31 protein-coding genes are annotated in these 26,613 nt (G+C 65.6%); 18 read left to right on the plus strand and 13 right to left on the minus strand.

What is annotated here, in order from left to right:
• Nucleotides 1-61 precede the first annotated feature (61 nt).
• Nucleotides 62-547, plus strand: a complete 486-nt coding sequence (locus AC1RM6_RS14465) for a thiamine phosphate synthase (RefSeq protein WP_493102359.1) — start codon at nt 62-64, stop codon at nt 545-547.
• 81 nt (nt 548-628) lie between these two features.
• On the opposite strand, the gene AC1RM6_RS14470 is transcribed toward AC1RM6_RS14465, so the two are convergent.
• Nucleotides 629-1,339 carry a porin gene (locus tag AC1RM6_RS14470; protein WP_493102361.1) on the minus strand — a complete coding sequence of 237 codons (711 nt, stop codon included), beginning with the start codon at nt 1,337-1,339 and terminating at the stop codon, nt 629-631.
• Between the two features lie 200 nt (nt 1,340-1,539).
• On the opposite strand from AC1RM6_RS14470, the gene AC1RM6_RS14475 reads away from it, so the two are divergent.
• From AC1RM6_RS14475 to holA, 4 genes are read left to right on the plus strand one after another with little or no spacing between them, the layout of a single operon-like run.
• The gene (locus tag AC1RM6_RS14475; protein WP_493102363.1) at nt 1,540-1,992 is read left to right on the plus strand and encodes a DUF3576 domain-containing protein; all 453 of its coding nucleotides are present in this window, start codon (nt 1,540-1,542) and stop codon (nt 1,990-1,992) included.
• Between the two features lie 18 nt (nt 1,993-2,010).
• The gene (leuS, locus tag AC1RM6_RS14480) at nt 2,011-4,524 is read left to right on the plus strand and encodes a leucine--tRNA ligase (protein WP_493102365.1); all 2,514 of its coding nucleotides are present in this window, start codon (nt 2,011-2,013) and stop codon (nt 4,522-4,524) included.
• On the plus strand, nt 4,521-5,057 hold the full coding sequence (gene lptE, locus AC1RM6_RS14485) for an LPS assembly lipoprotein LptE (protein ID WP_493102367.1): 537 nt from the start codon (nt 4,521-4,523) through the stop codon (nt 5,055-5,057). Before leuS ends, lptE begins: the two co-directional genes overlap by 4 nt.
• Nucleotides 5,054-6,079: a DNA polymerase III subunit delta gene (gene holA, locus AC1RM6_RS14490; protein ID WP_493102369.1), complete on the plus strand. Its 1,026-nt coding sequence runs from the start codon at nt 5,054-5,056 to the stop codon at nt 6,077-6,079. Before lptE ends, holA begins: the two co-directional genes overlap by 4 nt.
• 21 nt (nt 6,080-6,100) lie before the next feature.
• Here the strand turns inward: holA and AC1RM6_RS14495 are convergent, their stop codons facing one another.
• The 6 genes from AC1RM6_RS14495 to AC1RM6_RS14520 all read right to left on the minus strand — a co-directional run bounded on the left by AC1RM6_RS14495 (nt 6,101) and on the right by AC1RM6_RS14520 (nt 11,947).
• Entirely contained in the window at nt 6,101-6,985 is an 885-nt protein-coding gene (locus tag AC1RM6_RS14495) for a ParB/RepB/Spo0J family partition protein (protein WP_493102371.1), read from the minus strand.
• Nucleotides 6,986-7,052: 67 nt separating this feature from the next.
• Nucleotides 7,053-7,832 (minus strand): ParA family protein, encoded by a 780-nt coding sequence (locus tag AC1RM6_RS14500; protein ID WP_493102372.1) that lies wholly within the window; start codon nt 7,830-7,832, stop codon nt 7,053-7,055.
• Nucleotides 7,829-8,461, minus strand: a complete 633-nt coding sequence (gene rsmG, locus AC1RM6_RS14505) for a 16S rRNA (guanine(527)-N(7))-methyltransferase RsmG (protein WP_493102373.1) — start codon at nt 8,459-8,461, stop codon at nt 7,829-7,831. The genes AC1RM6_RS14500 and rsmG overlap by 4 nt, the downstream gene beginning before the upstream one ends.
• The gene (gene mnmG, locus AC1RM6_RS14510; RefSeq protein ID WP_493102374.1) at nt 8,458-10,308 is read right to left on the minus strand and encodes a tRNA uridine-5-carboxymethylaminomethyl(34) synthesis enzyme MnmG; all 1,851 of its coding nucleotides are present in this window, start codon (nt 10,306-10,308) and stop codon (nt 8,458-8,460) included. The genes rsmG and mnmG overlap by 4 nt, the downstream gene beginning before the upstream one ends.
• A gap of 54 nt (nt 10,309-10,362) precedes the next feature.
• The gene (gene mnmE, locus AC1RM6_RS14515) at nt 10,363-11,640 is read right to left on the minus strand and encodes a tRNA uridine-5-carboxymethylaminomethyl(34) synthesis GTPase MnmE (RefSeq protein WP_493102930.1); all 1,278 of its coding nucleotides are present in this window, start codon (nt 11,638-11,640) and stop codon (nt 10,363-10,365) included.
• A gap of 49 nt (nt 11,641-11,689) precedes the next feature.
• Nucleotides 11,690-11,947, minus strand: coding sequence for a DUF6489 family protein (locus AC1RM6_RS14520; RefSeq protein WP_493102375.1), 258 nt, complete (start codon nt 11,945-11,947; stop codon nt 11,690-11,692).
• Nucleotides 11,948-12,084: 137 nt separating this feature from the next.
• On the opposite strand from AC1RM6_RS14520, the gene AC1RM6_RS14525 reads away from it, so the two are divergent.
• Genes AC1RM6_RS14525 through AC1RM6_RS14535 form a run of 3 tightly spaced genes read left to right on the plus strand, consistent with a single transcriptional unit; the run spans nt 12,085 to nt 14,217 of the window.
• Nucleotides 12,085-12,570, plus strand: a complete 486-nt coding sequence (locus AC1RM6_RS14525) for a methylated-DNA--[protein]-cysteine S-methyltransferase (RefSeq protein WP_493102376.1) — start codon at nt 12,085-12,087, stop codon at nt 12,568-12,570.
• Nucleotides 12,533-13,252: a dienelactone hydrolase family protein gene (locus AC1RM6_RS14530; RefSeq protein ID WP_493102377.1), complete on the plus strand. Its 720-nt coding sequence runs from the start codon at nt 12,533-12,535 to the stop codon at nt 13,250-13,252. Before AC1RM6_RS14525 ends, AC1RM6_RS14530 begins: the two co-directional genes overlap by 38 nt.
• A complete protein-coding gene (locus AC1RM6_RS14535) occupies nt 13,249-14,217 on the plus strand; it encodes a quinone oxidoreductase family protein (protein ID WP_493102379.1) in 969 nt (322 codons plus the stop codon). Before AC1RM6_RS14530 ends, AC1RM6_RS14535 begins: the two co-directional genes overlap by 4 nt.
• Before the next feature lie 121 nt (nt 14,218-14,338).
• On the opposite strand, the gene AC1RM6_RS14540 is transcribed toward AC1RM6_RS14535, so the two are convergent.
• The 5 genes from AC1RM6_RS14540 to hemE form a co-directional block, all read right to left on the minus strand.
• The gene (locus AC1RM6_RS14540; protein WP_493102381.1) at nt 14,339-15,355 is read right to left on the minus strand and encodes a choice-of-anchor A family protein; all 1,017 of its coding nucleotides are present in this window, start codon (nt 15,353-15,355) and stop codon (nt 14,339-14,341) included.
• Nucleotides 15,356-15,762: 407 nt separating this feature from the next.
• A complete protein-coding gene (locus tag AC1RM6_RS14545) occupies nt 15,763-16,410 on the minus strand; it encodes a YjbE family putative metal transport protein (RefSeq protein WP_493102383.1) in 648 nt (215 codons plus the stop codon).
• Nucleotides 16,411-16,487: 77 nt separating this feature from the next.
• Nucleotides 16,488-17,744 carry a transcription termination factor Rho gene (gene rho / locus AC1RM6_RS14550; protein WP_493102385.1) on the minus strand — a complete coding sequence of 419 codons (1,257 nt, stop codon included), beginning with the start codon at nt 17,742-17,744 and terminating at the stop codon, nt 16,488-16,490.
• 231 nt (nt 17,745-17,975) lie between these two features.
• A complete protein-coding gene (locus AC1RM6_RS14555; RefSeq protein ID WP_493102387.1) occupies nt 17,976-18,440 on the minus strand; it encodes a CopD family protein in 465 nt (154 codons plus the stop codon).
• A 6-nt stretch (nt 18,441-18,446) separates the two neighbouring features.
• Nucleotides 18,447-19,499 carry a uroporphyrinogen decarboxylase gene (gene hemE, locus AC1RM6_RS14560; protein ID WP_493102389.1) on the minus strand — a complete coding sequence of 351 codons (1,053 nt, stop codon included), beginning with the start codon at nt 19,497-19,499 and terminating at the stop codon, nt 18,447-18,449.
• 303 nt (nt 19,500-19,802) lie between these two features.
• Between hemE and AC1RM6_RS14565 the strand changes: the two genes are divergently transcribed.
• From AC1RM6_RS14565 to AC1RM6_RS14610, 10 genes are all read left to right on the plus strand, one after another.
• A complete protein-coding gene (locus AC1RM6_RS14565) occupies nt 19,803-20,624 on the plus strand; it encodes a pyruvate, water dikinase regulatory protein (protein WP_493102391.1) in 822 nt (273 codons plus the stop codon).
• 46 nt (nt 20,625-20,670) lie between these two features.
• A complete protein-coding gene (locus tag AC1RM6_RS14570) occupies nt 20,671-21,270 on the plus strand; it encodes a Maf family protein (RefSeq protein WP_493102392.1) in 600 nt (199 codons plus the stop codon).
• Nucleotides 21,267-22,145, plus strand: coding sequence for a shikimate dehydrogenase (aroE, locus tag AC1RM6_RS14575; protein ID WP_493102394.1), 879 nt, complete (start codon nt 21,267-21,269; stop codon nt 22,143-22,145). The genes AC1RM6_RS14570 and aroE overlap by 4 nt, the downstream gene beginning before the upstream one ends.
• Nucleotides 22,142-22,783 carry a dephospho-CoA kinase gene (coaE, locus tag AC1RM6_RS14580; protein ID WP_493102396.1) on the plus strand — a complete coding sequence of 214 codons (642 nt, stop codon included), beginning with the start codon at nt 22,142-22,144 and terminating at the stop codon, nt 22,781-22,783. Before aroE ends, coaE begins: the two co-directional genes overlap by 4 nt.
• On the plus strand, nt 22,744-23,454 hold the full coding sequence (gene dnaQ / locus AC1RM6_RS14585) for a DNA polymerase III subunit epsilon (RefSeq protein WP_493102397.1): 711 nt from the start codon (nt 22,744-22,746) through the stop codon (nt 23,452-23,454). The genes coaE and dnaQ overlap by 40 nt, the downstream gene beginning before the upstream one ends.
• Nucleotides 23,455-23,515: 61 nt before the next feature.
• The gene (gene hpf / locus AC1RM6_RS14590; protein ID WP_493102399.1) at nt 23,516-24,094 is read left to right on the plus strand and encodes a ribosome hibernation-promoting factor, HPF/YfiA family; all 579 of its coding nucleotides are present in this window, start codon (nt 23,516-23,518) and stop codon (nt 24,092-24,094) included.
• Nucleotides 24,095-24,133: 39 nt separating this feature from the next.
• Nucleotides 24,134-24,601: a PTS sugar transporter subunit IIA gene (locus AC1RM6_RS14595; protein ID WP_493102931.1), complete on the plus strand. Its 468-nt coding sequence runs from the start codon at nt 24,134-24,136 to the stop codon at nt 24,599-24,601.
• 7 nt (nt 24,602-24,608) lie between these two features.
• Nucleotides 24,609-25,091, plus strand: coding sequence for a PaaI family thioesterase (locus tag AC1RM6_RS14600; RefSeq protein ID WP_493102401.1), 483 nt, complete (start codon nt 24,609-24,611; stop codon nt 25,089-25,091).
• Nucleotides 25,092-25,101: 10 nt separating this feature from the next.
• Nucleotides 25,102-25,437 (plus strand): DUF1491 family protein, encoded by a 336-nt coding sequence (locus tag AC1RM6_RS14605; protein ID WP_493102403.1) that lies wholly within the window; start codon nt 25,102-25,104, stop codon nt 25,435-25,437.
• Nucleotides 25,438-25,480: 43 nt separating this feature from the next.
• A complete protein-coding gene (locus AC1RM6_RS14610) occupies nt 25,481-25,969 on the plus strand; it encodes an MmcB family DNA repair protein (protein ID WP_493102405.1) in 489 nt (162 codons plus the stop codon).
• Here the strand turns inward: AC1RM6_RS14610 and AC1RM6_RS14615 are convergent.
• Complete coding sequence (locus AC1RM6_RS14615) at nt 25,964-26,566, minus strand: ankyrin repeat domain-containing protein (RefSeq protein WP_493102407.1); 603 nt, start codon at nt 26,564-26,566, stop codon at nt 25,964-25,966. The two genes, AC1RM6_RS14610 and AC1RM6_RS14615, sit on opposite strands and share 6 nt — an antisense overlap.
• Nucleotides 26,567-26,613: the final 47 nt, after the last annotated feature.

Genomic DNA, 26,613 nt, shown 5'->3' on the forward strand with positions numbered 1-26,613 from the left:
AGAGGCGGTGATGACCCTTCGCCACCCCACCCGGTTCCGGGCCCTCCCCAGGCTCTGGATGATGACCGACGAGCGCCAGGGCGATGGTCTATGGCCGGCGCTCGCCCGGCTGCCGCGCGGATCGGGGGTGATCCTGCGCCACTATCGGCTGCGAACGGCCGAACGGCGTGCCTTGTTCGACAGGGTCCGACGGATCGCACGTCGGCGCGGCCTGGTGCTGCTGGTCGCGGCTACGGAGGGCTGGCCGACGGCCGACGGGCTCCACCATCGCCTGGCAGGTGCGCCGCGCTTCGGCACCGCCCCCGCGCATGACCGGCGCGAGATTCGCGCCGCCGAGCGATCGGGTGCGGCGGCGATCCTGGTCTCGCCGGTCTTTCCGACCCGGTCGCATCCGGGCGCGCCGGGATTGGGACCGCTTGGATTCGCGGCGCTGGCACGGGCGACCCGCCGGCCGTTGATCGCGCTCGGCGGTGTCGACGCGCGGCGCGGCGCCCGGCTGATGCGGATGGGCGCCCATGGCTGGGCAGCGATCGACGCCTGGGGGTGATCAGGATTCGCGGCAACGGTTCGCGCATGACGACCGACATCCCGAAGTCCGCCGGGATGAGGATCGTTTCAATCAGGAAGATCAGAAGCGGAAAGCGGTCCCGACATAGACAGCCTGGCTGTCGCGGCGCTGGTCGTTCGAGAGGTCAAACCGCTCGCGCTGCGACTTGTAGCGCAGCCCGCCGCCAACCTCGAGATTGTTGGTGATCGAATAGGAACCACCCAGATCGACCGACAGCGCCTCGGCCGGGCCGGTCAGCTGGGTCCGCGCCGAGGCCCGCTCGGTGCCGAACATCAGGCGGGTGCTCCACTTGGCGGCGTTATAGCTGACACCGAGATCGGCCATTTCGCGACTCTCGGGAATCAGGCCGCCATCGACCCGGGCAATGTCGCCGTCGAGCGCGAACCGCTTCCAGCCGATCGACGCGCCCAGGCTGTAGGCCGAAGCATCGATGCCGGGGACCGACGCATTGGCGACCGCAACCGGGCCGCGGGCGGCAGTCGCCTTCGAATTGGTCCGCGCGCGAATCGCCACCGTCACCGGACGACGGCCGCTGCCCGAGGGGGTGAAGCGGAAGCTGGCCCCGTCGAGTCCGCCGCGCTCGAACAACGCGGTGCGATGCGCATCCGATGCCGCCGGAGTGAAGAAGCCGATCGAAGCGGCCCGTTTCTTGATGATCTTGACCTTGGGCTCGGAGGTCTGCGCCGCGGGCGCCGCCACCGGCAGGGCGAACAGGGTCAACGCCGCAAACGCGGCGGCAATCTGCCCTGCTATGATCCCCCTGTAGGTCATTCAAATAAGACTCAATTCCAGTTGAGATCGGCCTTAGCACGGGCGTGCGAACGCTTTCCACCCGCCTTTCCCAAATTTTTCCGCCTGTTGCACAGACTCCACAACGCGCGTGCGCCGATCCGGCTGCATGACTTTGCTTGCCGCTTGCACCAGAGCATCTATAACGGCCCGACTTTACCGAAGGCCCAAGGATTTCACGCATGTTCAAGCCCGCTCGCACCGCGACCGCCATCGCCCTGATCATTGGCGCCGCAAGCCTTTCGGCCTGCGGTGGCGGCGGCGGCAAGAAGCTGCGGGTGGCATCCGACGTCGCCGCTTCGAAGGTGACCACGATCGGCGTCAACGCCTATCTGTGGAAGGCCGCGCTGGAGACGCTGTCGTTCATGCCGCTGCTTCAGAGCGACTCCAATGGCGGCGTGATCGTCACCGACTGGTATGTGAATCCCAACCAGCCGGCCGAGCGCATGAAGCTGACCGTGACCATCCTCGACGCCGATCTGCGCGCCGATGCGGTTCGGGTGTCGCCGGTCCGTCAGGTGCTCGCCAACGGCAACTGGGTCGATGCGCCGGTCCAGGCCGCGACCACACAGAAGCTCGAGGACATCATCCTCACCAAGGCGCGCGACCTGCGCCGCGCCACCATCGCCGGATAAGCGGACCAGCATCACCTCATGAATGACGCGCGTTTCAACCATGTGAAGGCCGACGCGCACTGGCAGGGCGTATGGGAGCGCGAAGGCAGCTTCCACGCATCCGACGACAGTGCCAAGCCGCGTGCCTATGTCCTCGAGATGTTCCCCTATCCGTCGGGGCGCATCCATATGGGCCATGTCCGCAACTATACGATGGGCGACGTGCTCGCCCGGTTCCGCCGGATGCAGGGCTATGAAGTGCTCCATCCGATGGGCTGGGATGCGTTCGGGATGCCCGCCGAAAATGCGGCAATGGAAAAGAAGGTCCATCCCGGCACCTGGACCCGCGCCAATATCGCAGCGATGCGCGAGCAGCTGAAGCGATTGGGCTTCGCGCTCGACTGGAGCCGCGAGCTCGCGACCTGCGAACCCGATTATTATGGCCAGGAACAGGCCCTGTTCCTCGATCTCTACGCGGCGGGCCTGGTCTATCGCAAGGAATCGGCGGTCAACTGGGATCCGGTCGACATGACCGTGCTCGCCAATGAGCAGGTGATCGACGGTCGCGGCTGGCGATCGGGCGCGTTGGTCGAACGGCGCAAGCTGAGCCAGTGGTTCCTCAAGATCACCGACTTCGCCGAGGAGTTGCTCGACGGGCTCAAGACGCTCGACCAGTGGCCCGAGAAGGTCCGGACGATGCAGGAGAACTGGATCGGCAAGTCGCAGGGCATGCGCTTCACCTTCCGGCTCGATCGGGCGGTGGACAATGTCGATCGGTTCGAGGTGTTCACTACCCGCCCCGACACGCTGTTCGGCGCGAGCTTCGCGGCGATCGCGGCCGATCATCCGATCGCGCAGGCGCTGGCGGCTGACAATGCGGCGCTGCAGGCGTTCATCGCCGACTGCAAGCGCACCGGCACCGCCGCTGCCGAGATCGAGACCGCCGAGAAAAAGGGTTTCGACACCGGCCTGTCGGTGACCCACCCGCTCGACCCCGACTGGAAGCTGCCGCTGTTCGTCGCCAATTTCGTGCTGATGGACTATGGCACCGGCGCGATCTTCGGCTGCCCGGCGCACGACCAGCGCGATCTCGACTTCGCGCGTAAATATGCGCTGCCGGTCACCCGCGTCGTCGCCCCCTCCCCCGAGGAGGCCGCGGTGCCGATCGACGACGAGGCCTATACCGGCCCCGGCAAGATCGTGAATTCGCGTTTCCTCGACGGCATGACGGTCGACGACGCCAAGGCGGCGGTGATCGCGCGCGGTGAGGCCGAAGGCTGGGGCACCGGCACCACCGTGTGGCGACTCCGCGACTGGGGCGTGTCCCGCCAGCGTTACTGGGGCACGCCGATCCCGATCATCCATTGCGAGAATTGCGGCCCGGTCGCGGTGCCCAAGGCCGACCTGCCAGTGGTGCTGCCCGAGGATGTCAGCTTCGACATTCCCGGCAACCCGCTCGATCGCCATCCGACGTGGAAGCATGTCGATTGCCCGGCCTGCAAGGGCCCGGCGCGGCGCGAGACCGACACGCTCGACACCTTCGTCGATTCGAGCTGGTACTTCATCCGCTTCGCGAGCCAGCCCGACGACAAGCCGTTCGACCGCCAGGTCGCCGAGCAATGGCTGCCGGTCGGCCAGTATATCGGCGGGGTCGAGCATGCGATCCTGCATCTTCTCTACGCCCGTTTCTGGACCCGCGCGCTCGAGCGGATCGGCAAGATCTCGGTCAAGGAGCCGTTCACCGGCCTCTTCACTCAGGGCATGGTGACCCACGAGACCTATAAGGACAGCGACGGCGTCTGGCTGTCGCCCGAAGAGGTTTCTAACGGCATCGTCGTCGCGACCGGCGGACCGGCCACGGTCGGCCGCATCGAGAAGATGTCGAAGTCGAAGAAGAACACCGTCGATCCGGGCCCGATCGTCGACCAATATGGCGCCGATGCGGTGCGCTGGTTCATGCTGTCGGACAGCCCGCCCGAGCGCGACCTCGAATGGACCGAAGCCGGAATCGAAGGCTGCTGGCGCTTCATCAACCGGTTGTGGCGGATCACCGACGCAGCCGAAGGCGAAGCCACCGGCACCGACAAGGATCTCGACAAGGCGCTGCACCGCGCGATCGCCGGTATCGCCGCCGATATCGAAGGCCTGGGCTTCAACCGCGCGGTCGCCAAGGTCCATGGCCTCGCCAATGCGATCGAGAAGGCGCCGGCGTCGACAAGCCGCACCGCGGCCGCCCGCGCGCTGGTGCGGCTGATCGCGCCGATGGTGCCGCATATCGCCGAAGAGGCCTGGAGCCGGCTCGGCGAACCGGGCCTGGTCGCCGACGCTCCGTGGCCCGATCATGATCCGGCGCTGCTGGTCGACGACGAGGTGACGATCGCGGTCCAGGTCAACGGCAAGCTGCGCGACACGCTGACCGCCGCCAAGGGCGCCGCCAAGGCCGATCTCGAGGCATTGGCGTTGGGATCCGACAAGGTCCAGGCGCTGCTAGCGGGCGCTGCACCGAAGAAGGTGATTGTCGTTCCCGATCGTTTGGTGAACATCGTCGCATGACCCTGCGCTCCCCTGCCCTGCTCGTCGCGCCTATGCTGGCGCTTGCCCTCGCCGGCTGCGGCCTCAGGCCGCTCTACGGCGGCGGCGGAGCGGGCACGGTGGCGCAGACGCTGTCGGCGGTCGAGGTGGCGCCGATCGGCGACCAGAAGGGCTGGCTCGTCCATAATGCGCTGGTCGACCGGCTGCATCGCGGCGACGGCAGCCCCGCGCGCTATCGGCTCGAGGTCGAGCTCGACGACAATATCACCGGCTTCGGCGTCCGCCGCGACAATGCGATCACCCGCGAGCGGCGCGTGCTGCGCGCGCGCTACCGTCTAGTCGATGTCGCGACCGGCGGGGTGTTGCTCGACCAGACCGCGAGCGCCGATGCCGGCATCGATGTCACCGGATCGGGCTATGCGACGATCGCCGCCGAACAGACCGCGCTCGAGCGGCTGAGCGCCGCACTCGCCGACCAGATCGTCGCGCGTGTCGCCACCTATGCACGCCGCGGCGAAACCGGGTCGGGGGCCGGCGCCGGCGGGGGCAAGTGAAGGCCGACGCCGCCCAGATCGCCCGGGCGCTCGACGCCGCCGACCCTGCCTGCCGCCTGTTCCTGCTCTACGGCCCCGACGAAGCCAGTTCGCGTGACCTCGGCACCCGGCTGCCGCGCAAGCTCGGCGCCGATGCCGAGCGGATCGACCTCACCGGCAGCGCGCTCAAGGGCGATCCGGCGCTGCTTGCCGACGAGGCCGCCTCGATCTCGCTGTTCGGCGGCGCCCGCTATATCCGGGTAGACCCGGCCGGCGACGAGATCGTCGACGCCGTCGAGGCGCTGTTCGAGGCGGGCTCGGCTGGCAACCCTGTGCTGGTAATCGCAGGGAATTTACGCAAGGATTCCAAGCTGTTGAAGCTTGTCCTCGCCAGCCCGCACGGGCTTGCCTATGCCAGCTACCAGCTTGAGGGCATGAAGGCCGACCAGGCCGCCGCCGATATCGCGCGCGGACTCCATCTGCGGCTCGAAGGCGACGCGGCGCGGCGGATCGCCGCGGCAACCGGCGCCGACCGTGCGCTGATGACCCGCGAACTCGAAAAGCTCGCGCTCTATGCCGACGCCACCGCCGAGGAGCCCAAGACGGTCGACGGCGCGATGCTCGATGCGGTCGGTGCCAGCACCGACGAAGGCGATCTCTCGACGATCGTCGAGGCGGTGATGGGTGGTCAGCCCGACAAGGTCTCGAGCGAGCTGTCGCTGATCAGTGCGACCGAAGGGATCGGTCTGGTCCGGGCCCTGCTGCGCCGGCTCGCCCAGATCGCGCCGCTGCGCGCCGAGGTCGCCGCCGGCCAGAGCATCGACGCGGTGATGGGGTCGGCCGGGCGTGGCATCTTCTGGAAGGATCAGAAGATCGTCGCGGGCCTGCTCGCGCGCTGGACCCCCGAAGCGATCGCCACCGCCACCCAGCGCCTCGCCGAGGTCGAACGCGCGTTCAAACGCTCGGGCAGTGTCGGCATGATCGCGGTCGAGGAAGAGGCGATCACCCTCGCCCGCGTGGCGGCGGCGAAGCGGCGGCGCTAGGCCGCCGCCGCTTTCCGAGACTCAGATCGGTTCGCCGCTGAGCCGCTGGCAGATCAGGTCGAGCTGGTCGAGCGTCGAATAGTTGATCACCACCTTGCCCGATCCGCCGGCATGGTCGATCGCCACCTTGAGCCCCAATATGTCGCCGAGATGGCGCTGCAGCGCATCGATATCGGCGTCGGGAGTCTTGGGTTCGGCAGCCGGCTTCTTCGGCGCCGGCGGATTCTTGTTGGCGCGCGCCAGCTTCTCGGTATCGCGCACCGACAGGTCGCGGCGGATCACCTCCCGCGCCAGCTCCTCGGCATTGGGCGAGGTGATCAGGGCACGGGCGTGACCCATGTTGAGAGTGCCGGCGGCGAGCGCGAGGCGCACGGGGCTCGGCAGGTCGAGCAGGCGCAACAGATTGGCGACATGGCTGCGCGATTTGTTGACGAGCTTGCCGAGCACTTCCTGGGTGTGGCCGAACTCGTTGGTGAGCCGCTGATAGGCCTCGGCTTCCTCGATGACGTTGAGATCCTGGCGCTGGATATTCTCGATGATCGCCAGTTCGAGCGTCTCGACGTCGGACAGCTCGCGGATGATCACCGGAACATCATGCAGCCTGGCCCGCTGGGCCGCACGCCAGCGGCGCTCACCGGCGACGATCTGATAGCCCTGGCCGAAGGGCCGCACGACGATGGGCTGGATCAGCCCGCGCGCGGCGATCGATTCGGCAAGTTCGTTGAGCGCCTCTTCGTCGAAGATCCGCCTTGGCTGGCCAGGGTGCGGCTCGATCTGCGAGACGGGCAAGGTCTGGACACCGGGCGCGCGCGTCGCGCCGGGCGAAACGGGTTGTTCGCGCTCGACTTCGCCCAGCAGGGCCGACAGCCCCCGGCCCAATCCTCTGCGTGGCGGTTCGGCACTCATTCTCGGTCTCGGTCTTTCTTCAAAGAAGGTCTCAAGCGGCTGCGATATCGTTGCAGCCGGCGGTCGTTCACGCCGCCTGCGCGGTCTTGGTCAGCCGGGCGATGCATTCGCGGGCAAGGCCGATATAGGCTTCCGAACCCGGGCAGCGATAATCATAGATCAGCGCCGGCAGGCCATGACTCGGCGCCTCGGATAGCCTGACGTTACGCGGAATGACGGTGTCGAACACGACATCGCCGAGCACGGCGCGGACATCGGCGGCAACCTGTTCGGACAGCCGATTGCGGCGGTCATACATGGTCAGCGCGACCCCCAGGATCGACAGCTGCGGGTTGAAACGCTCGCGCACCCGCTCGATCGTCTGGAGCAGCTGGCTCAACCCTTCGAGCGCGAAGAACTCGCACTGGAGCGGGATCAGCATCATGTTGGCGGCGACCAGCGCGTTGACAGTGAGCAGGCCGAGCGACGGCGGACAGTCGATCAGGCAGACGTCCCAGCGCCCTTCCGACGGCGCGATCGCATTGTGCAGCCGGTGCGCGCGCCGCTCGACGTCGATCAGTTCGATCTCGGCACCCGACAGGTCGACGGTCGCGGTGACGATATCGAGCCGCGGAACCTTGGTTGGTACCGCCGCCTGTTCGATCGTCACATCGCCGCGCAGCAGTTCGTAGCTCGAATGAACCCGGCTCGACTGGTCAAGCCCGAGGCCGGTCGAGGCATTGCCCTGCGGATCGAAATCGATCAACAGCACCCGCCACCCGGTCGCTGCCAGGGCGGTCGCGAGATTGATGGCGGTGGTGGTCTTGCCCACCCCACCCTTCTGGTTCGCGATGGCGATACGGATCATCGACGTCCCTTTGGCTGAACATTGTCGGCGACGATGATCGCCGCGTCCGGATCGGTCAGGCTCGGCTCGATCCGGAAACCACCCTGCCACGAACTCTGAACTGCTTCCAGTTCGATGGCAGCACTTCGCCCTTTTGGCAGCAGCCAGCGCGTTTTGGCTGTGGAAAAACTGTGGGCAAGTGGCAGAAGCCTATCGAGCGGCGCGAATGCGCGCGCGCTGATGACGTCGAACGGCTTGGGCGCGATCGTTTCGAGCCGCGATCCCGCGACCGACACCCGCGTCAAACCCAGCGATTCGCGGACATGTTCGAGAAACTCGATCCGCTTGCGCCGCGATTCGACCAGCATGATGTCGAGGTCTGGCCGGATGATGGCGATCACGATACCGGGAAAGCCGGGACCCGACCCAAGATCGAGCCAGCTCTTCGCTTCACCGGGCGTCGAGCCGAGCAACTGGGCCGAGTCGACGATGTGGCGCGACCAGATCACCGCCTTGCTCGCTTCGGAGATGAGGTTCTGCTTCGCCGATTCGGCGAGAACAAGCTCGACGAAGTGGCTCAGCCGCCCCAATGTTTCACGTGGAACATCGTCACGCTGACCGAGCCATGCCTGGGCTTCATCTTCGGTCATGCGGCAAGCTTTCGCGCGTGGAGCATGATCGCGGTCAGCGCGGCAGGGGTTATCCCACGAACGCGTCCCGCCGCGGCAAGGTCTGGCGGCATGGCGCCGTTGAGTCGCTCGACCATCTCATTGGAGAGCCCGCCGATCATGCGATAGTCGGCGATCGCCGCCAGCGAGACGCCGGCATCGGCGCGGATGCGTGCGATCTCTTCATTCTGACGGGCAACATAGGGTGCATAGCGAGCATCCTGAATCACCTCCTCAACAAGCTCATCGGCGATCGCAGGCAGTTCAGCGAGCGTCTCAACATGGCGCCGGTCGACCTCGGCAAACCGCAGCCAGTCATAGAGCGGACGGCGCACGCCATCATCGACGATGGCCGCTCCGACGCGTGCCACCTGCTGCGAGTTTGCGACCTGCTGCTGCAACAGCGTGACAAGTTGTTCGCGCGCGGTCGCTACAAGGGCGTGTGAGGCACGACGTGCCGCGCCGACTGCGCCCTGTCCGATCGCCCATTCGGTCAACCGTGTCGGCGCATTATCGGCCCGCAGCCGCAGCCGATATTCGGCGCGGGCGGTCAGCATCCGATAAGGCTCGGTCACGCCCTGAAGCGTGAGGTCGTCGACCATCACCCCGATATAACTCGTCGCCCGATCGAAATGGATCGGCGGCCGGTCGGCGGCAAAAGCCGCCGCATTCATCCCCGCGACCAGCCCCTGCGCGGCGGCCTCTTCATAGCCGGTGGTGCCATTGATCTGGCCCGCACAGAACAGACCCGGCATCGCGCGCAGGCCAAGCGACAGGTCGAGCGCCCGCGGGTCGATGAAGTCATATTCGACCGCATAGCCCGGCTGAACGATCCGCACCTGCTCGAGCCCGGCGATCGTCGCGAGGAGACCCTGCTGAACGTCGAGCGGCAACGAGGTCGAGATGCCGTTGGGATAGACGGTTGCATCATCGAGGCCCTCGGGCTCGAGGAAGATCTGATGGCCATCGCGATCGCCGAAGCGGACGACCTTGTCCTCGATCGACGGGCAATAGCGCGGCCCCAGTCCCTCGATCGCCCCCGAGTAAAGCGGCGACCGGTCGAGGCCGGCGCGGATCGCATCATGGGTGCGCTGGTTGGTCCGGGTAATCGCGCAGGCGAGCTGCGGTACCAGCCGCCGCTCGGTCATCGCCGAAAAAGTCCAGGCCGCGTCATCGCTGGCCTGGCGCTCGAGCCGCGACCAGTCGATCGTCCGGCCATCGAGCCGCGGCGGCGTCCCGGTCTTCAGGCGCCCCATCGGCAGATCGAGCGCACGCAGTTGAGACGCCATCTCAACCGCAGCGCCCTCCCCGACCCGGCCACCGCTGACCGTCTCCATGCCGAAGTGAAGGCGGGCACCGAGGAAGGTGCCGGTCGCAAGCACGACCGCCGATGCCTCGACCCGGCGGCCGTTACCCAGTTGGACGCCCGACACCTTGCCGTCGCTGACGATCAGCGCCTGCGCAGTCGCTTCGATGATGTCGAGTCCCGCCTGTTCATCGAGCAACGCCTGAACCGCAGCCTTGTAGAGCCGGCGATCGGCCTGGACCCGCGGCCCCTGGACCGCCGCGCCTTTGCTGCTGTTGAGCATACGATGATGAATCGCCGCCGCGTCGGCGGCCCGCGCGATCAGGCCGTCGCAGGCATCGACCTCACGAACGAGGTGGCCTTTGCCGAGCCCGCCGATCGCCGGGTTGCACGACATTGCCCCGATCATGGCGCGTTGCATGCTGAGCAATGCGACGCGCGCGCCCATACGCGCCGCGGCAGCCGCTGCTTCACAGCCGGCATGGCCGCCACCGACCACGATCACATCGAAATAGTCCTGCATGACGCCGCGCTACGAAATAGGCGCGCTCAAGTCAAAATTGTTCCACGTGAAACATCACTTGCCGATGCAGAAGGCACCGAACAGCGAGTCGAACAGCGCCTCGGTCCCGGCCCTGCCGGTCAGCCCGTCGATCGCATGGCGCGCGGCGCGAAGCGATTCGGCAACGAGAATCAGATCATCCCCGGCGATTGCTTCGGCGAGGCCGGCGGCGACTCCATCGATCGCGAGACGCTGCCGCGCATTGAGCGCCACCTCGCCTTCGACGGGGAGCAACCGATGGGCTCGCTCGATCAACATCGCGATCAGATGGTCGATGCCGGCGCCGGTCGTGGCCGACAGGACCACGTCATACGCCCCTGGATCGAGCGACCGCTGATCGGCTTTCGCGCCCACCGCTATCCGCGACCGATCGCGGGCTTCGTCGGGGTTGCCCAGCCACAAGAGGATATCGGCGGTTTCGACCGCGCGCTGCGCTCGCTCAACGCCAATTGCCTCGACGAGGTCGCTCGTATCGTCGCGCAGCCCCGCCGTATCGGTGAGCAGAAAGGCGACCCCTCCGATTGCGACCGGCACCTCGACCAGATCACGCGTGGTGCCGGCGATCGGCGTGACGATCGCCGCCTCGCGGCCGACCAGCGCGTTGAGCAGGGTCGACTTGCCGGCATTGGGCGGTCCCGCCAGCACCACCCTCACCCCATCTCGCAGCCGCTCGACCGCCGGCCTGCCGCGCCACCGTTCGATCTCCCCCGCCAGCCGCGCGAGATCAGCGGCGATGTCGGGCGGCGCGACATCCTCCTCATCGGCAAAATCGAGCGCCGCCTCGATCCGCGCCGACAGGCTCAGCAATTGCATTTGCCAAGCCTCGACCGCCCGGCTCAGTGCGCCATCGGCCAATCGAATCGCGTTGCGGCGCTGTGCCTCGGTCTCGGCAGCAAGCAGATCGCCCAGCGCCTCGGTTTCGATCAGATCGATCCGCCCGTTGGAAAAGGCCCGTCGGGTGAATTCACCCGCGGTCGCCGCGCGCAGTCCGGGTTCGCGGCCAAGGCAGGTCAATATCGCCGCAACCACCGCGCGGCCGCCATGCAGATGAAGCTCGGCGAGATCCTCGCCGGTGGCGGTCGCCGGACCCGGGAACCACAGGATCAGTGCCTGATCGAGCAGACCGCCGTCGGCGGGATCGCGCAACGCGCGCAAGACGGCTTGGCGCGGAGCCGGGCGACGTCCTCCGGTAAAACGATCGAGCATCGCGCCTGCTCGGCTCCCGCTGATCCGCACCACCGCGATCCCCGCCGGCGGCGCGCCGCTCGACAAGGCGTAGATCGTGTCGTCGATCATCATCGCGAAAGACCGCTATTCGCGTCGTGCCATGACCACCGGACGGCTATTTGCCCGAATCATGCGGAGGCCGTGCCGCGCCGCCACCCATCTGATCGATCATCGATCGCCACATCGAGAAACCGGTTTCGCCCATCGGCATCCAGCTTCGCATCATCGCCTCGAGCGTGTCAGGGGTGACCCCCTCTTCGACCATCCGCTTCATCCGATCGAGATAGATGTCATGCAGCGGGGTAAGATCGGGCAGTCCCATCAGCCGGCGGGCTTCCTCCGGGGTGCAGTCGACGTCGAACGTCACTTTCATGCGCGTGCAACTTTCATCGGGCATCCTCCCAAAGGCGTTGAAACTGGCCGGTCAGGCGCTTAGGCAATAGGCGATCTCGGGCCGGGAGACGCTCGGTCTCCCTCCCATCGCTTTGGGGTTATCGCAGGCAAGCGGCAATGGCACAAGCGACCCTCCCCTCGCCGATCGGCCTGGTGCTGATCGATGGCGACGCCCGGCATGTGCGTGCGATCCACATCCTCGCTCCCGGCATTGACGCACCGCCGCTCGATGGCGATCCCGACGCGCCCGTTCGCGAGGCACTGGAGCAGCTTGCAGGCTATTTCGCCGGCCGAATGCACATCTTCGACCTTCCGCTTGCCCCACTGGCGAGCGAGCGGGGCAATGCGCTGCGCTCGGCGATCATGGCGATCGGCTATGGCGACCAGCTCAGCTATGGTGCACTCGCCCGGATCGCCGCATCGGGTCCGCGCGCGATTGGCCAGGCCTGCAGCCGCAACCCATTCCCGATCGTCGTCCCCTGCCACCGCGTGACCGGCAGCGGTGGTGCGATCGGCCATTATTCGGCCGGTGCAGGCATATCCGCCAAGCAGTGGCTGCTGAATCATGAACGAAAGGACCTGTTTCGTGGGCAAGACGATTGAGATCACCACCCTGGACGGCGCGGCGCAGTTCGGTGCCTATGTCGCCGAGCCCCAGGGCACGCCGACCGCCGCGATCATCGTGATCCAGGAGATTTTCGGGGTGAACCCCGGCATCCGTACCAAATGCGATCAATGGGCGGCGCAGGGCTACCTCGCCATCGCGCCGGACCTGTTCTGGCGGATCGAACCCGGCATCGAACTCGATCCCGATGTCGAGGCGGAAATGCAGCGCGGCTTCGGCCTGTTCGGCGAGTTCGACCAGGATCTGGGAATCCGGGACATCGAAGCGACGATCCACGCCGCCCGCAAACTCGTCGACGGCGGCAAGGTCGGCGCAGTGGGCTACTGTCTCGGCGGCCGGCTCGCCTACAAGACCGCGGCCCGCACCGACATCGATGCGAGCGTCGGCTATTATGGGGTGGGGATCGATGGGCTGCTCGGCGAGGCCAAGGCGATCGCCCGCCCGCTCATGCTGCATATTCCGACCAGCGACGGTTTCGTCTCTCCCGAATCGCAGAAGGCGATGCATGACGGGCTCGATCCGCATCCCAAGGTGACGCTCCACGACTATGTCGGGCTCGACCATGGCTTCGCGACGACCTTCGGCAAGCGTCGCGACGATGCCGCCGCCGAGCTGGCCGATGGCCGCACCGCTGCCTTCTTCGCCGAGCACCTCGCTTGAGCGGCGATTATCGGATGATCGCCCGGGCCTTTGGCGGGCCCGAGGTGATCGAACGCGAGACGTTCGATCCCGGCGCACCGCCGCCGGGCAAGCTGCTCGTCCGCCACAGCGCGGTCGGGCTCAACTTCATCGACACCTATCGCCGAACCGGCCTCTACCCCGGCGAGCTTCCGCTGTTGCTCGGCGAGGAAGGCGCCGGGACGATCGTGGCGATCGGCGAGGGCGTGACCGACTTCGCCGTCGGGCAGCGGGTCTACACAAAGGGCGGCTATGCCAGCGCGACGATCGCCGATCCCGACAGCCTGATCGCGCTGCCGGAATCGATCAGCGACGAGATCGCGGTGGCGGCAATGACCAAGGGTCTCACCGCCGAGGCGCTGATCTTCCGCTGCGCCGAGATCAAGCCCGGTGAGACCGCGCTGGTCACCGCCGCTGCCGGCGGCACCGGACAGATCCTCGTCCAGTGGCTCCACGCGATCGGCGTCAGGGTGATCGCCCATGCCAGTTCGGAAGCGAAGGCCGATATCGCGCGCCAGGCCGGCGCCGATGTCGCGCTCCATGGTGGCTATGAGGAACTGGCTGCCAAGATCCGCGCCGCCACCGATGGCGAGGGTGTGCATGTCAGCTTCGACGGCGTCGGCGCGGCCAGTTGGGACGCGTCGCTGAATTCGCTACGTCGCCGCGGACTGCTGATCACCTTCGGCAATGCGTCGGGCGCGGTACCGCCGTTCGCGCCGCTCGAGCTGCTGCGCCATGGTTCATTGTTCGTGACCCGGCCGACCATGGGCGATTATATGCCGACCCCGCAGGAGAAACGCAGCGTCGCCGCGCATCTGTTCGAGGCGATCGAGAAGGGAACGATCCGTATCAATATCGGTCAGCGTTTTGCCCTTGGCGACGTCGCTGAGGCACATCGAGCGCTCGAGGGGCGCCGCACCACCGGATCGACCGTATTGATCCCCTGATGGCGCCCTGAGCCGCTCTCCTGGAGGGCTCGCCGGCTCTTCCGGGAACGATCCTGTCGAGACAAAAAGGAGGGGCCCGCCGAAGCGGGCCCCTTCCCTTTTACATCATCTATGCCGTCGATCAGCCGGCGAAGGCGGGCCGCACGGTCACCGCGGGGCGGCGCTGGCGCAGGATCGCCCCGATCAGGCCGAAGCCCAGGATCAGCATCGCCCAGGTGCTCGGCTCGGGGGTCGCCGAGACGCTGCCGCCGACCGAAGACAGATCGCCCTGGAAGCTGTCCATATGGACTTCGCCATTCTGGACCAGCGAGTTGGCGACCAGCGTACCTTCGACGAAGTTGCTGGTGGTGACCGCGGCGTTGGGCGCCAGGATCGTGCCGTAGAAGGCGGTGCTCAGCGACAGCGAGGTCGCCTCGTAGAAATTCCAGATCACGTTGCGGCCAAGCTCGGACGCCGGGCTGATGAAATTGTCGTTGAGGGTGATGTTGGTCCCCGAGACGTTGATCACCGTCGTCGCGCCGCTGGCGTTGGTCACCGACAATTCGCCGATGCTGTCGAGCTGCGACGAGGTGACGCTGAACACGTTGAGGGCGTTGGCGTTGGTCGCGTTGATCGTCAGCCGGTTATTGGCGATCGTGCCGGTGCCGGTGTTGGTCAGCGCCTTCAGGTTCGACGCCAGGCCGTTGGTGCCCGAACCGAGCGACGAGACCAGCAGATCGCGCTGCGCGATCAACTCGTTGGTGAAGCTGGCTCCCTTGTTCGCGTTGACCGTATTCTGGTTGATGTTGGTCTGCGTCGAGCTACCGCCGATGTTGAGGGTCTGGTTGCCGCCGTTGAGGTTGAATCCGTTCTGGCTGGCCAGATTGCCGCCGATATTGGCGCCGCCGGCATTGTTCAGATTCTTGGTGCCGCCGGTGACGTTGCCGACCACGGTCAGCGCCGGATTGTTGTTCTGCGAGGCGATGTTGCCCGGCGCGATATTATAGTTGGACGAGTTGCCGTCGAGATTGCCGCCGATGAAGCTGCGGCCCTCGACCTCGGAACTCGACGTCACATTGTTGAAGACGATGAGATTCCATTCCTTCAGCGCATTCACGCCGGAGAGCAGCGCGGCATCGGCCTGATTCGCGCCGCCCACCAGCAACGCACCGGCCAAAAGCATTGGAAAAACACGAGAAATGCGCATCTTATGCCCCGACTAAGCTTGTTTGGTGCGCCGCGATGGATTCCAATACGGCACCTTATGATGCGCCCCTAGCAAGCCCTCCCGAATTTCTCCAGTAAAAAATTGTTACTTCTTGGGTAAATACAGCAAATCCACGCAAGCCATACTGTAAAAAAATCCGACACTGCGCGATTGTAAAGTTAACCGACACGCATATCGCCATAATACTTTGAAATATTCTACAGTATTACTTGAGATCAATTCATGATTAGACTTTGGTCGTAGCCGTAGAATCAAGAAAATGAGCGCAGCTCACCGCATTCCGGCCAAGCAGAATCAAGCAAAGGACAATGGCCCCGGCTCAAAACCGGTGCCGAAACTCAGTTGAGGAATGGCAGGACCTGATGGCCGCCTTCGTAGATCATCTTGACCGCGACATAGAGGATCACGAGCAGACCGACATAGGCGATCCATTTGTAACGCTCGATATAGCGGGCGATCAGATTGGCGGCGATCCCCATCAGCGCGACCGACAGCAGCAGGCCGATCACCAATATGCCGGGATGCTCGCGGGCCGCACCGGCCACCGCAAGGACATTGTCGAGACTCATCGAAACATCGGCAAGCGCCACCGACCAGGCCGCCCCCAGGAAGCTCCTGGGCTGGGGAACCCCGTCATGCGCCGTCGGATCCTCGCCATGTCCGGTCGAACTGCGCAGCTCGCGGAACATCTTCCAGGCGACCCACAGCAGCAGCAGGCCGCCGGCGAGCACCAGGCCGACGATGTTCATCAGCGCGCTGACCCCGATCGCGAAGATGATCCGCAGCACGAGCGCGGCTATGATCCCGATCAGGATCACCTGCTTGCGCTGTTTGGCGAGCAGGCCGGCGGCGAGCGCACCGACGACGATCGCATTGTCGCCCGCCAGCATGACGTCGATCATCAGCACCTGGCCGAACGCGGCGAGCGCCGAAGGCGAGCCGATGTTCGAAAAATCGGCGACGATGTGATTCCAGAGCTCGAGCATGGCCTATCCGTAGCGAAACTTCGGCCGGTGTCGAGCCATGTCGGTGCCGGCCCGTGCGCGGGCCGGCGATCGCCGTCCTACTGGTTCATCGAGTCGAAGAAATCCTCGTTGGTCTTCGAATCCTTCATCTTGTCGAGCAGGAATTCCATCGCGTCGATCGTGCCCATCTGCATCAGGATGCGGCGCAGGACCCACATCTTCGACAGCTTGCCCTTGTCGACGAGCAGCTCTTCCTTGCGGGTACCCGACTTGCCGACATCCATCGCCGGGAAGATGCGCTTGTCGGCGACCTTGCGGTCGAGGACGATTTCCGAGTTGCCGGTGCCCTTGAACTCTTCGAAGATAACCTCGTCCATGCGGCTGCCGGTGTCGATCAGCGCAGTCGCGATGATCGAGAGCGAACCGCCTTCCTCGATGTTGCGGGCCGCACCGAAGAAACGCTTCGGCCGCTGCAGCGCGTTGGCATCGACGCCGCCGGTCAGCACCTTGCCCGAGCTCGGCACCACCGTGTTGTAGGCGCGGCCGAGGCGGGTGATGGAATCGAGCAGGATCACGACGTCCTTCTTGTGCTCGACCAGCCGCTTGGCCTTCTCGATCACCATCTCGGCGACCTGGACGTGGCGCTGGGCAGGTTCGTCGAAGGTCGAGGAGATCACCTCGCCCTTCACCGAGCGCTGCATGTCGGTGACTTCCTCGGGCCGCTCGTCGATCAGCAGGACGATCAGGAAGACCTCGGGATGATTGTCGGTGATCGCCTTCGCGATGTTCTGGAGCAGGACGGTCTTGCCGACCCGCGGCGGCGCCACGATCAGCGCGCGCTGGCCCTTGCCCTGCGGCGAGATGATGTCGATCACCCGCGCCGACTTGTCCTTCACCGTCGGATCCGAGGTGTCGAGGACCAGCTTCTCTTCCGGATAAAGCGGGGTCAGATTGTCGAAGTTGACCCGGTGGCGGACGACGTCGGGATCGTCGAAATTGATCGAGATCAACCGGGTGAGTGCGAAATAGCGCTCGCCGTCCTTGGGACCGCGGACCTCGCCTTCGACGGTGTCGCCGGTGCGCAGGCCGAATTTGCGGACCTGGTTCGGCGAGACATAGATATCGTCGGGACCGGCGAGATAATTGGCCTCGGGGCTGCGCAGAAAGCCGAAACCGTCAGGGAGAACCTCGATCGTGCCGAGACCCATGATCTGCTCGCCATTCTCGGCCTCGACCTTGAGGATCGCGAACATCAGATCCTGCTTGCGCATCGTCGATGCGCTTTCGACCCCCAGGCTTTCGGCCATGCTGACCAGTTCGGCCGGGCTTTTTTTCTTGAGGTCCTTGAGATGCATGGACTTTTCCTGATGTCCTGGAAATTGGGCCGCCAATGGTGCGCGAATAGCGATAGCGAGCTGGAAAAAAAGCCTCACTCGAATGGGAGGCCTGTTCTGAATCCGCGGTAAGCGCGGCGGCGATTCAAGTCAAGCGATGACGCGCCACCGCCGCACGGTCCGTGACTCCCCCGGGGAGGCCGCGGCGATGGGATGGATGTGGTGACGGCGATCCTTCGCTTCAAGCGCGGGTCAGAACGGTCTCACGATCACGAGGATCACGATCACCGCGGTGGCGATTCCGGGAATCTCGTTCATCAGCCTGAGCGACTTGTCCGACGGCGCGCGATAGCCCGCCGCCATCTTGCGGCCATAGCCGACCGCCCAGCCATGGAATCCGCTCAGCGCGAACACCGTCGCGAATTTGGCGAGGAACCAGGGCGTGGTCCACAGTCCCTGGTCGAAGGCCAGAGTCACCCCGAAGATCCAGACGATCACCATCGCCGGGGTGATGATGATCGATCGCAGCCGCCGTTCGCGCTCGACCCAGGCGCGATCCTCGGGCGATCCCGGCTTGCTCGCCCAATGGTAGATGTAGAAGCGCGGCAGCATGAACAGCCCCGCCATCCAGAAGATGACGAAGATGACATGGCCGGCCTTTACCCAGGGATAGGCATTGCCCAGAAAGCCCATCGGCAGGCCGCCCTCGATCATCATCGCCGCTCAGCCGCGCAGACGCGCGAGCAGATGTTCGACATGGGCGATCGGGGTGTCGGGCAGGATGCCATGGCCCAGATTGAACACATGTGGCCGCGTTGGAAAAGCCCCCCTGATCCGATCGATCGCCCGATCGAGCGCGGATCCGCCGGCGATCAGGGCCAGCGGATCGAGATTTCCCTGGACCGGCAGCCCCTCGGGCAGATTCGCGTCGGCCCATGACGGATCGACCGTCTCATCGAGTCCGACCGCATCGACACCCGTCTCCCGGGCGTAGGCCGCAAGCTTGCCGCCGGCGCCCTTCGGAAAGCCGATCACCGGTGTCCCCGGGTGCGACGCATGGAGTCGCTTGGCGATCTCCACGGTCGGCGCGATCACCCAGCGTTCGAATTCGGCTGGCGCGAGACTCCCCGACCAGCTGTCGAACAGCTGGACCGCATCGACCCCTGAATCGATCTGTCGGCGCAGATAGGACACGGTCGCGTCGACCAGCCGGTCGATGATCGCCTCGAAAGCCTGCGGATCGCGATAGGCGAGACGCCGGGTTTCGGCCTGTTCCTTGCTGCCCTGCCCCGCCACCATATAGGTCGCGACGGTCCAGGGGGCGCCGGCGAATCCGAGAAAAGTCGTCGAGTCCGGCAGTTGCGCGCGAACCTTGCGCACAGTCTCGAAGATCGGATCGAGCCGTTCGGGGGCCGCGACCAGATTCTCGAGCGCATGATCGACCAGTTTCGGGGCGAGCCGCGGGCCTTCGCCGGTCTCGAACCAGAGATCCTGACCGAGCGCGTGCGGAATCACGAGGATGTCCGAAAACAGGATCGCCCCGTCGAATCCGAAGCGGCGGATCGGTTGCAGGGTGATCTCCGACGCCGCGTCGCTGTCATAGGCGAGCGCGAGGAATCCGCCCTTTTCAGCCCGAAGCGCACGATATTCGGGAAGATAGCGTCCGGCCTGACGCATCAGCCACACTGGCGGTGGGTCGCGGCGTTCACCCCGGAGCACGGCGAGCAGGGCGCGGTCGGCGCCCTCGGGGGCTTCGGAGGCGAGGCGCGCAACCATATTCTTCCTTTAAGATTCTAAGAATTAGGAACTGAAGTGTTTGTAGGCCGTTGGATCGCGGGGTTTATTCACAGTTGGCGTGATTGCCAACAGCTTGACTCATGCAAAGCGCCCGTCCTTCACCGAGTCATTGATTCCATTCCCATTATCCACAGGCTCGTCCCCCAGTGGACGATCTGTGGATGAAGTGTCGAATGGCCGCAGGCTCAGCGGGGATCGATGCCCGGCTTGAAACGATCCCGTGCTTTCCGCTAGCGCCATCACCATGGTTTTCCACAGACTCATCCAGCGGTGAACGCATCGATGGTTCGGCTCCACCTCCACCTCCTGTCGGATTCGACCGGCGAGACGCTCGAGAATATCGCCAAGGCCGGGCTCGCCCAGTTCGAGGGGGTCGAGACGATCAAGCATTTCTGGCCGATGGTGCGCTCGGTCGGCCATCTCGACCGGATCATGCTCGAAATCGCCCAGCGCCCGGGGCTGGTGATCTTCACCCTGGTCAACAACGATGTCCGCAAGCGGCTCGAATCGCGGTGCCATGCCCTGTCGCTGCCGATCGTCTCGGCGCTCGACCCGGTGATCGAGGCGCTGTCGCGCCTGCTCGGCCAGGAAGCGATCGCGCGACCGGGGCGTCAGCACATCCTCGACGCCGCCTATTTCGCGCGGGTCGATGCGATCCAGTACACGATCGCGCATGACGACGGCATCGCGCCCGAAGACTGGGAGGAGGCCGACATCGTCCTGACCGGGGTGTCGCGATCGTCGAAGACGCCGACCTCGATCTATCTCGCCAATCGCGGCTACAAGGTCGCCAATGTGCCGCTGGTGATGGAATCGCCGCCGCCGCCGTCCTTCTATCAGCTCGTTCATCCGGTGATCGTCGGGCTCACCACCAGCCCCGACCGGCTGATCCAGATCCGGCGCAACCGGCTGCTCTCGCTCAACCAGTCGCCCGAAACCGCCTATGTCGACCAGGAAGCGGTCGCGGCCGAACTGGCGTTCGCGCGGCGGATCTTCTCCGACCAGGGATGGCCGGTGATCGACGTCACCCGCCGCTCGATCGAAGAGACCGCGGCCGCGATCATCAATCTGGTCAACGAAAAGCAGGGCATCGGCCCCGAATGATATCCGAACCTAGCGGGCCTGCGGCCCGGGAAGAAAGAAGGCCGGCATGACATCGCTGATCCTAGCGTCGCAGTCGACCGCGCGACGGGCGATGCTCGACGCGGCGATGGTGCCCCATCGCGCCGAAGCCGCCGGCGTCGACGAAGACGGCATGAAGCTCGCGTTGCGCCGCGAGGGCCATGACGCGCGCCAGCTCGCCGATGCGCTCGCCGAGCTCAAGGCGACCAAGTTGTCGCGCCGCCATCCGACCGCACTGGTGCTCGGCTGCGATTCGACGGTCGCGCTCGACGACGGCACGATGGTCGACAAGAGCGCGACCCGCGACGAAGCGCGCGACCTGCTGCGGCGGATGGCGGGGACCCGCCACAGCCTGTTCAGCGCGGCGGTGATCTGCCAGGCCGGCGAACCGGTGTGGCGCCATGTCGATGTCGCGCGCCTCCATATGCGGACGATGAGCGATGCGTTCATCGACGGCTATCTCGATGCCGAATGGCCGGCGATCGCCGGCTGCGTCGGCGGCTATCGGATCGAGGGGCCGGGGATCCAGCTGTTCGCCAAGGTCGAGGGCAGCCAGTTCACGATCCAGGGGCTGCCGTTGCTGCCGCTGCTCGACTATCTGCGCGTGCGCGGAATCCTGGCGGCATGAGCCTCGACAATCGTACGCCCTATGCCGAGGTGATCGGCGACCCGATCGGCCACAGCAAGTCGCCGCTGATCCACAAATATTGGCTCGAAGCGGCGGGAATCGCGGCCGATTATCGCGCGGCTCATATCCGGTCGCAGGATCTTGTCAGCTATTTCGAAGCGCGCCGGATCGACCCGGCCTGGCGCGGCTGCAACATCACCATTCCGCACAAGCAGGCGGTGATCCCGCTGCTCGACCGGATCGACAGCGCCGCCGAGCGGATCGGCGCGGTCAATTGCGTGCGGCCGGAAGGTGACAGGCTCGTCGGCTATAATACCGATTATGCTGGATTTCTCGAGCCGTTGAGATCCTTTCTGAAGCAGCCGCACCTGTTTCGGATGGCGCGGCTGCTCGGCGCCGGCGGTGCCGCAAAGGCGATCGCGCTCGCGCTCCACGACGCCGGCTTCACCGTCGTCGTCGTCGCGCGCGATCTCGATGCCGCGCGGATGTTGCGGGCCAGCTTCGCACCGAACGAGGATTTCGGGACCGGCGAGCTCGTCGTTCCTCTCAGCCATTTCGCCGAACCCACGGATTTCGCTTTCGACGATCGTACCGGCCTGTTCGACCTGATCGTCAACACCACCCCGCTCGGTATGACTGGCAAGCCGCCGCTGGCGGTCGACTTCAGCCATGTGCCGCCGGGGTCGGTGGTCTATGATATCGTCTATGACCCGCTCGAGACCCCGTTGCTCGCGCAGGCGCGTGCACGGGGGCTGGAAACGATCGACGGGCTGGCGATGCTGATCGGCCAGGCCGCCGAGGCGTTCGAACTTTTCTTCGGCGTACCGGCGCCGCGGGACGGCGATGCCGCCTTGCGGGCGAAATTGACCGCATGATCCTGCTGGGCCTCACCGGATCGATCGGCATGGGCAAGTCCACCGTCGCGGCGATGTTCGCGCGCGCCGGGGTGCCGGTCTATGATGCCGATGCCGAGGTCCACCGGCTCCAGGGACCCGGCGGCGCGCTAGTCGAGGCGATCGAGGCGCTGTTCCCCGGGACCGCCACCCCGGCCGGCATCGATCGTGCGGTGCTCTCGCGCCATGTGCTCGGCGACCGCGAGGCGCTGCGCCGACTCGAACGGCTGATCCATCCGGTGCTGCTCGAGTCGCGCCGCAAATTCCTGAGTCGCCACCGATCGCGGCCGATCGTCGTGCTCGATATCCCGCTGCTGTTCGAAAAGAAGGGGTGGCGCAGCGTCGATGCATCGGTGGTGGTATCGGCGCCAGGCTGGCGGCAGCGCCGGCGGGTGCTGGCGCGGCCGAATATGAATCCAGCCAAATTCAAGCATATCCGCGCGCTGCAGGTGCCCGATCATGTCAAGCGCGCACGCGCCGACTTCGTCATCGACACCGGGGTGAGCCGCGAGCGCACCCATCGACAGGTCCGGCATCTCATCGCTTGCCTAGCGGCGCATGGAGTCCGATATTGTCGCTCATGCGCGAAATCGTCTTCGACACGGAAACCACGGGGCTAAGCGCCGCGGACGGGCATCGACTCGTCGAAATCGGCTGCATCGAACTGATCAATCGGGTCGAGAGCGGCAACAGCTTCCACTGCTATTTTCATCCCGAACGCTCGATGCCGGCCGAGGCCGAGGCGGTGCACGGGCTGAGCGAACGCTTTCTCAGCGACAAGCCGCTGTTCGCGTCGCAGGCCCAGGCGCTGCTCGAATTTCTCGGCGACAGCCCGCTGATCGCCCATAATGCGACCTTCGACTTCGGCTTCCTCAACTGGGAACTGAAGACCTGCGGCCATCCCGAGATCGATCTCGGCCGGATGATCGATACGCTGGCGATCGCCCGCAAGGCGCATCCGGGCGCCAAGCACAGCCTCGACGCGCTGTGCAGCCGCTATGGCATCGACCGCAGCCACCGCGTCAAACATGGCGCGCTGCTCGACGCGCAGTTGCTGGCGCAGCTCTATGTCGAGCTGACCGGCGGCCGGCAGATCGGACTTTTGCTGAAAACCGAAGAGGTTGAAGCGACTGGGCCGATCACCGTCTCGCTCGATCCCGTCCATCCGCGGCCACAGGCTGTTGTTCGGCCGGCGAGACCCCATATCGCAAGCGAGGAGGAACTGGAGAAGCACAGACACTTTATAGCTGGTCTCAAAGATGCCCTCTGGCTGGAGGGTGTCGCGAGCTAGCGGAGAGCTTGAACAGCGGGCCTGCACGCGGTGCCGGTCCAGCATAAGATTGGAGGTAGAGATGGAAATCCGTGTTTCGGGACATCAGGTGGACACCGGCGAAGCGCTGCGAGTCCATGTCGAGGAACGGCTTCAAGCGGTTGCCGACAAATATTTTTCCCGCAGCCTTTCGGCCCATGTCACCTTCGGTCGAGGACAGCATGGCAACGGATTTTCCTGCGATATCGTCGCCCATGTTATGCACGGCGTGATCCTCAAGGGCACCGGCCATGCGATGGAGGCCCATCCGGCCTTCGACCAGGCCGCCGATCGGATCGAAACCCAGCTCCGCCGTTATATGAAGCGCCTCAAGAGCCGCAACGGCGCCGCCGCGCCGGTGCTCGAGACGATCGACGACAATGCCGGCTATACGGTGTTCGATGCCCCGGCCGACGAGGAGGTTCTCACCGACAATCCGGTGGTGATCGCCGAAACCCGGGTCGACGTGCCCGATGCGAGCGTGTCCGATGCGGTGATGATGCTCGACCTGCGCAACACCAACGCGCTGCTGTTCAGAAATTCTGGTACCGGCGCCTTCAATATGGTGTATCGGCGCACCGATGGGACAATCGGCTGGGTGGAACCGAGCCGGGCGGCCTGAGGGGGGACAGAAGCTCGTCGAATGACCACTGCCAAATCGATGGACGACCTGAGCGACCTGCTCGTGCCGCAGGCGCTTCAGGGCGCCATCGTCGCCCCTAATAAAAAAGCCCTTTTCCAGCAGCTTGCGGCTATCGCTGCCAAGCTGGTGGATAAGGATGCCAAGCTGATCGTCGAGAAGCTCGCCGAGCGCGAGCGGCTGGGATCGACCGGCTTCGGTGGCGGCGTGGCGATCCCGCATGGCCGGATCGAAGGACTCGACAAGGTCATCGGGGTGTTCGGGCGACTCACCGCCCCGGTCGATTTCGCGGCGATCGACGATCTTCCGGTCGACCTGGTGTTCATGCTGCTGTCGCCGGTCGACGCCGGGGTCGAGCATCTCAAGGCGCTCGCCCGGGTCAGCCGGCGGATGCGCGACAAGGCGTTCGTCGCCAAGCTGCGCGGCGCGGGATCGAACGACGCGCTCTACGCGCTGTTCGCCTCCGACGAAGCGCGCAACGCGGCCTGATCGGCCGGTGGCGGGCGAAGGGCCGGCAGGTTCGGGGGCGCCCTCGGGGGCCGATGCGCATTATCGCGCGCTCGAGCAGCTCTATGCCGCGGCGCCGATCAACAACATCTTCAAATCGCGGCTCGAGATCGTCAGCGAAGGCTTTGCGCGCATTCACTTTCTGGTCGACGAGAGCGTCTATCATGCCGCCGGCGCGGTCCATGGCACGACCTATTTCAAGATGCTCGACGACGCCGCCTTCTATGCGGCGAACAGCCTGATCACCGACCATTTCCTGCTGACCACGGCGTTCAACCTGTTCCTGACCCGTCCGATCCACAAGGGCAACCTCGTCGCCGAGGGCCGGTGGGTCAGCGGGCGCCGGCGGGTGCTGGTCGCCGACGCCCGGCTGATCGATGCCGACGGCGACGAGGTCGCGCGCGGTACCGGCACCTTCATGCGCTCGCGCATCGCGCTGGCCACCCTGCCCGGCTACGCCCGGCCATCATGATCGAGGCACGATGATCGAAGCCCGGGCGGCCTCGGGGATGCTGGTGTCGGCGATGATCCGCCGGATCGAAGGCGAAGGCGGGTCGGCGATGGTGCTGGCCAGGGGCGATGCGATCGCCGGCGCGATCCTGCTCGTCATCGCCGACCGCGGCGTCACCCGGCGCATCGTCGAGCGGCTCTGGCGTTTCGATGCCGGCCACGCGCTCGAACCGGTCGGCCCGAAGGATTTCGCGGAGCCCGGAGCGGCATCGGACTATATCGCCCGACGCCGCCGGTCCGATCCCGATCTCTGGGTGGTGGAACTCGACCATCCCCGGGCCGAGGCGCTCGCGGCGGCGATGCTATAGGAATCCGGTTTCAACCGTTCCCGTCTTGTTCTAGTGTCGACCCATGGCGACCGACCCCGAAAGCCTTGCCCTCGCACCGGTTCCGCTCGTCGCGCAGGACGTCGCGCGCGGGGTGGCGCGGCTGTTCCTGCGCCACCAGATGGCGCCTTTGGTCGAGGTGCCGCTCGGCAATGGCCGGCGGGCCGACGTGATGGCGATCGATCCGAAGGGCATCATCACCATCGTCGAGATCAAGGTGTCGCGTGCCGACCTGCTCGGTGACGGCAAATGGCCCGATTATCTCGATTATTGCGACCGCTTCTTCTGGGCGGTGCCGTGTGGCTTCGATCTGTCGCCATTCGCGACCGAGGCGTTCCGCCCCGACGTCGCCGGACTGATCTGCGCCGATCGCTACGATGCGGCGATCCTGCGCGAACCGCTCTACCGTCCGCTCCCGGGCGCGCGCCGCAAGGCCGAGACCCTGCGGTTCGCGCGACGATCGGCACGGCGGCTATGGGGCGATCTCGATCCGTTCGGCGAGCAGGGCCTATAATTTTGGCCCGGACATTTTCGGCTTCGCCACCGCTGGCGTATCGTCGAGCAGCTTGAGAATCACCGACGCGCGCGCATCCTCGGCGGCATAGTCGCGCGCCGACTTGCCGGCGATGCGATCGGCCTGTTTGGGATCGGCGCCCTTGCCGAGCAGGAAGCGCACCATCGGCAGGTCGCGCTGCTGGACCGCGATGATCAGCGCGGTCTCGCCGCCGGTGTTGGGCAGGTCGATCGAGGCGCCGCGCGACAGCAGCAGGGTCGCGCCCTCGATGAAGCCGATCCGCGCCGCGACGATCAGCGGGGTGTCGCCGGCATTGTTGCGAATATTGGGGTTCGCGTCCTTGCCGAGCATGAAGCTGGTCCAGGTCAGGTCGCGTCGGCCGATGGTGATGTGCAGCGCGGCGTCGCCGCTGCTCGGGTCACGGGTGTTGACGAGCGTCGAGCCCGATCCTTCGAGCGCCTTGGTCGCATCGTCGCCGTTCGCGTCGCGAACCGCCTTGAGGAATTTATAGCTCGCCGAAAACTGCGCCGCGGCCGGTGCCGTCACCGCCAGGGCCAGCGTCGCCGCGCCGACGATCTTCAAAAGGCTCTTTGCCATCAGCCGGCCACCAACCATATCGCTCCCGTCCGATCCACGCATCCGAT

This window comes from Rhizorhabdus sp. GW822-FHT03C02 (assembly GCF_058801765.1).

Bases quoted from the DNA above. Each gene is read 5' to 3' on its own strand.
- AC1RM6_RS14470 (WP_493102361.1), bottom strand. From the start codon at position 1,339: ATGACCTACAGGGGGATCATAGCAGGGCAGATTGCCGCCGCGTTTGCG.
- rsmG (WP_493102373.1), bottom strand. From the start codon at position 8,461: ATGACCGAAGATGAAGCCCAGGCATGGCTCGGTCAGCGTGACGATGTT.
- leuS (WP_493102365.1), top strand. From the start codon at position 2,011: ATGAATGACGCGCGTTTCAACCATGTGAAGGCCGACGCGCACTGGCAG.
- hpf (WP_493102399.1), top strand. From the start codon at position 23,516: ATGGAAATCCGTGTTTCGGGACATCAGGTGGACACCGGCGAAGCGCTG.
- dnaQ (WP_493102397.1), top strand. From the start codon at position 22,744: ATGCGCGAAATCGTCTTCGACACGGAAACCACGGGGCTAAGCGCCGCG.
- AC1RM6_RS14565 (WP_493102391.1), top strand. From the start codon at position 19,803: ATGGTTCGGCTCCACCTCCACCTCCTGTCGGATTCGACCGGCGAGACG.
- coaE (WP_493102396.1), top strand. From the start codon at position 22,142: ATGATCCTGCTGGGCCTCACCGGATCGATCGGCATGGGCAAGTCCACC.
- AC1RM6_RS14605 (WP_493102403.1), top strand. From the start codon at position 25,102: ATGATCGAAGCCCGGGCGGCCTCGGGGATGCTGGTGTCGGCGATGATC.
- AC1RM6_RS14520 (WP_493102375.1), bottom strand. From the start codon at position 11,947: ATGAAAGTGACGTTCGACGTCGACTGCACCCCGGAGGAAGCCCGCCGG.
- AC1RM6_RS14595 (WP_493102931.1), top strand. From the start codon at position 24,134: ATGGACGACCTGAGCGACCTGCTCGTGCCGCAGGCGCTTCAGGGCGCC.
- mnmG (WP_493102374.1), bottom strand. From the start codon at position 10,308: ATGCAGGACTATTTCGATGTGATCGTGGTCGGTGGCGGCCATGCCGGC.
- aroE (WP_493102394.1), top strand. From the start codon at position 21,267: ATGAGCCTCGACAATCGTACGCCCTATGCCGAGGTGATCGGCGACCCG.
- AC1RM6_RS14615 (WP_493102407.1), bottom strand. From the start codon at position 26,566: ATGGCAAAGAGCCTTTTGAAGATCGTCGGCGCGGCGACGCTGGCCCTG.
- AC1RM6_RS14500 (WP_493102372.1), bottom strand. From the start codon at position 7,832: ATGATCCGTATCGCCATCGCGAACCAGAAGGGTGGGGTGGGCAAGACC.
- AC1RM6_RS14465 (WP_493102359.1), top strand. From the start codon at position 62: ATGACCGACGAGCGCCAGGGCGATGGTCTATGGCCGGCGCTCGCCCGG.
- AC1RM6_RS14545 (WP_493102383.1), bottom strand. From the start codon at position 16,410: ATGCTCGAGCTCTGGAATCACATCGTCGCCGATTTTTCGAACATCGGC.
- rho (WP_493102385.1), bottom strand. From the start codon at position 17,744: ATGCATCTCAAGGACCTCAAGAAAAAAAGCCCGGCCGAACTGGTCAGC.
- AC1RM6_RS14530 (WP_493102377.1), top strand. From the start codon at position 12,533: ATGAACGAAAGGACCTGTTTCGTGGGCAAGACGATTGAGATCACCACC.
- lptE (WP_493102367.1), top strand. From the start codon at position 4,521: ATGACCCTGCGCTCCCCTGCCCTGCTCGTCGCGCCTATGCTGGCGCTT.
- AC1RM6_RS14495 (WP_493102371.1), bottom strand. From the start codon at position 6,985: ATGAGTGCCGAACCGCCACGCAGAGGATTGGGCCGGGGGCTGTCGGCC.
- hemE (WP_493102389.1), bottom strand. From the start codon at position 19,499: ATGGTTGCGCGCCTCGCCTCCGAAGCCCCCGAGGGCGCCGACCGCGCC.
- AC1RM6_RS14555 (WP_493102387.1), bottom strand. From the start codon at position 18,440: ATGATGATCGAGGGCGGCCTGCCGATGGGCTTTCTGGGCAATGCCTAT.
- AC1RM6_RS14610 (WP_493102405.1), top strand. From the start codon at position 25,481: ATGGCGACCGACCCCGAAAGCCTTGCCCTCGCACCGGTTCCGCTCGTC.
- AC1RM6_RS14475 (WP_493102363.1), top strand. From the start codon at position 1,540: ATGTTCAAGCCCGCTCGCACCGCGACCGCCATCGCCCTGATCATTGGC.
- AC1RM6_RS14525 (WP_493102376.1), top strand. From the start codon at position 12,085: ATGGCACAAGCGACCCTCCCCTCGCCGATCGGCCTGGTGCTGATCGAT.
- AC1RM6_RS14570 (WP_493102392.1), top strand. From the start codon at position 20,671: ATGACATCGCTGATCCTAGCGTCGCAGTCGACCGCGCGACGGGCGATG.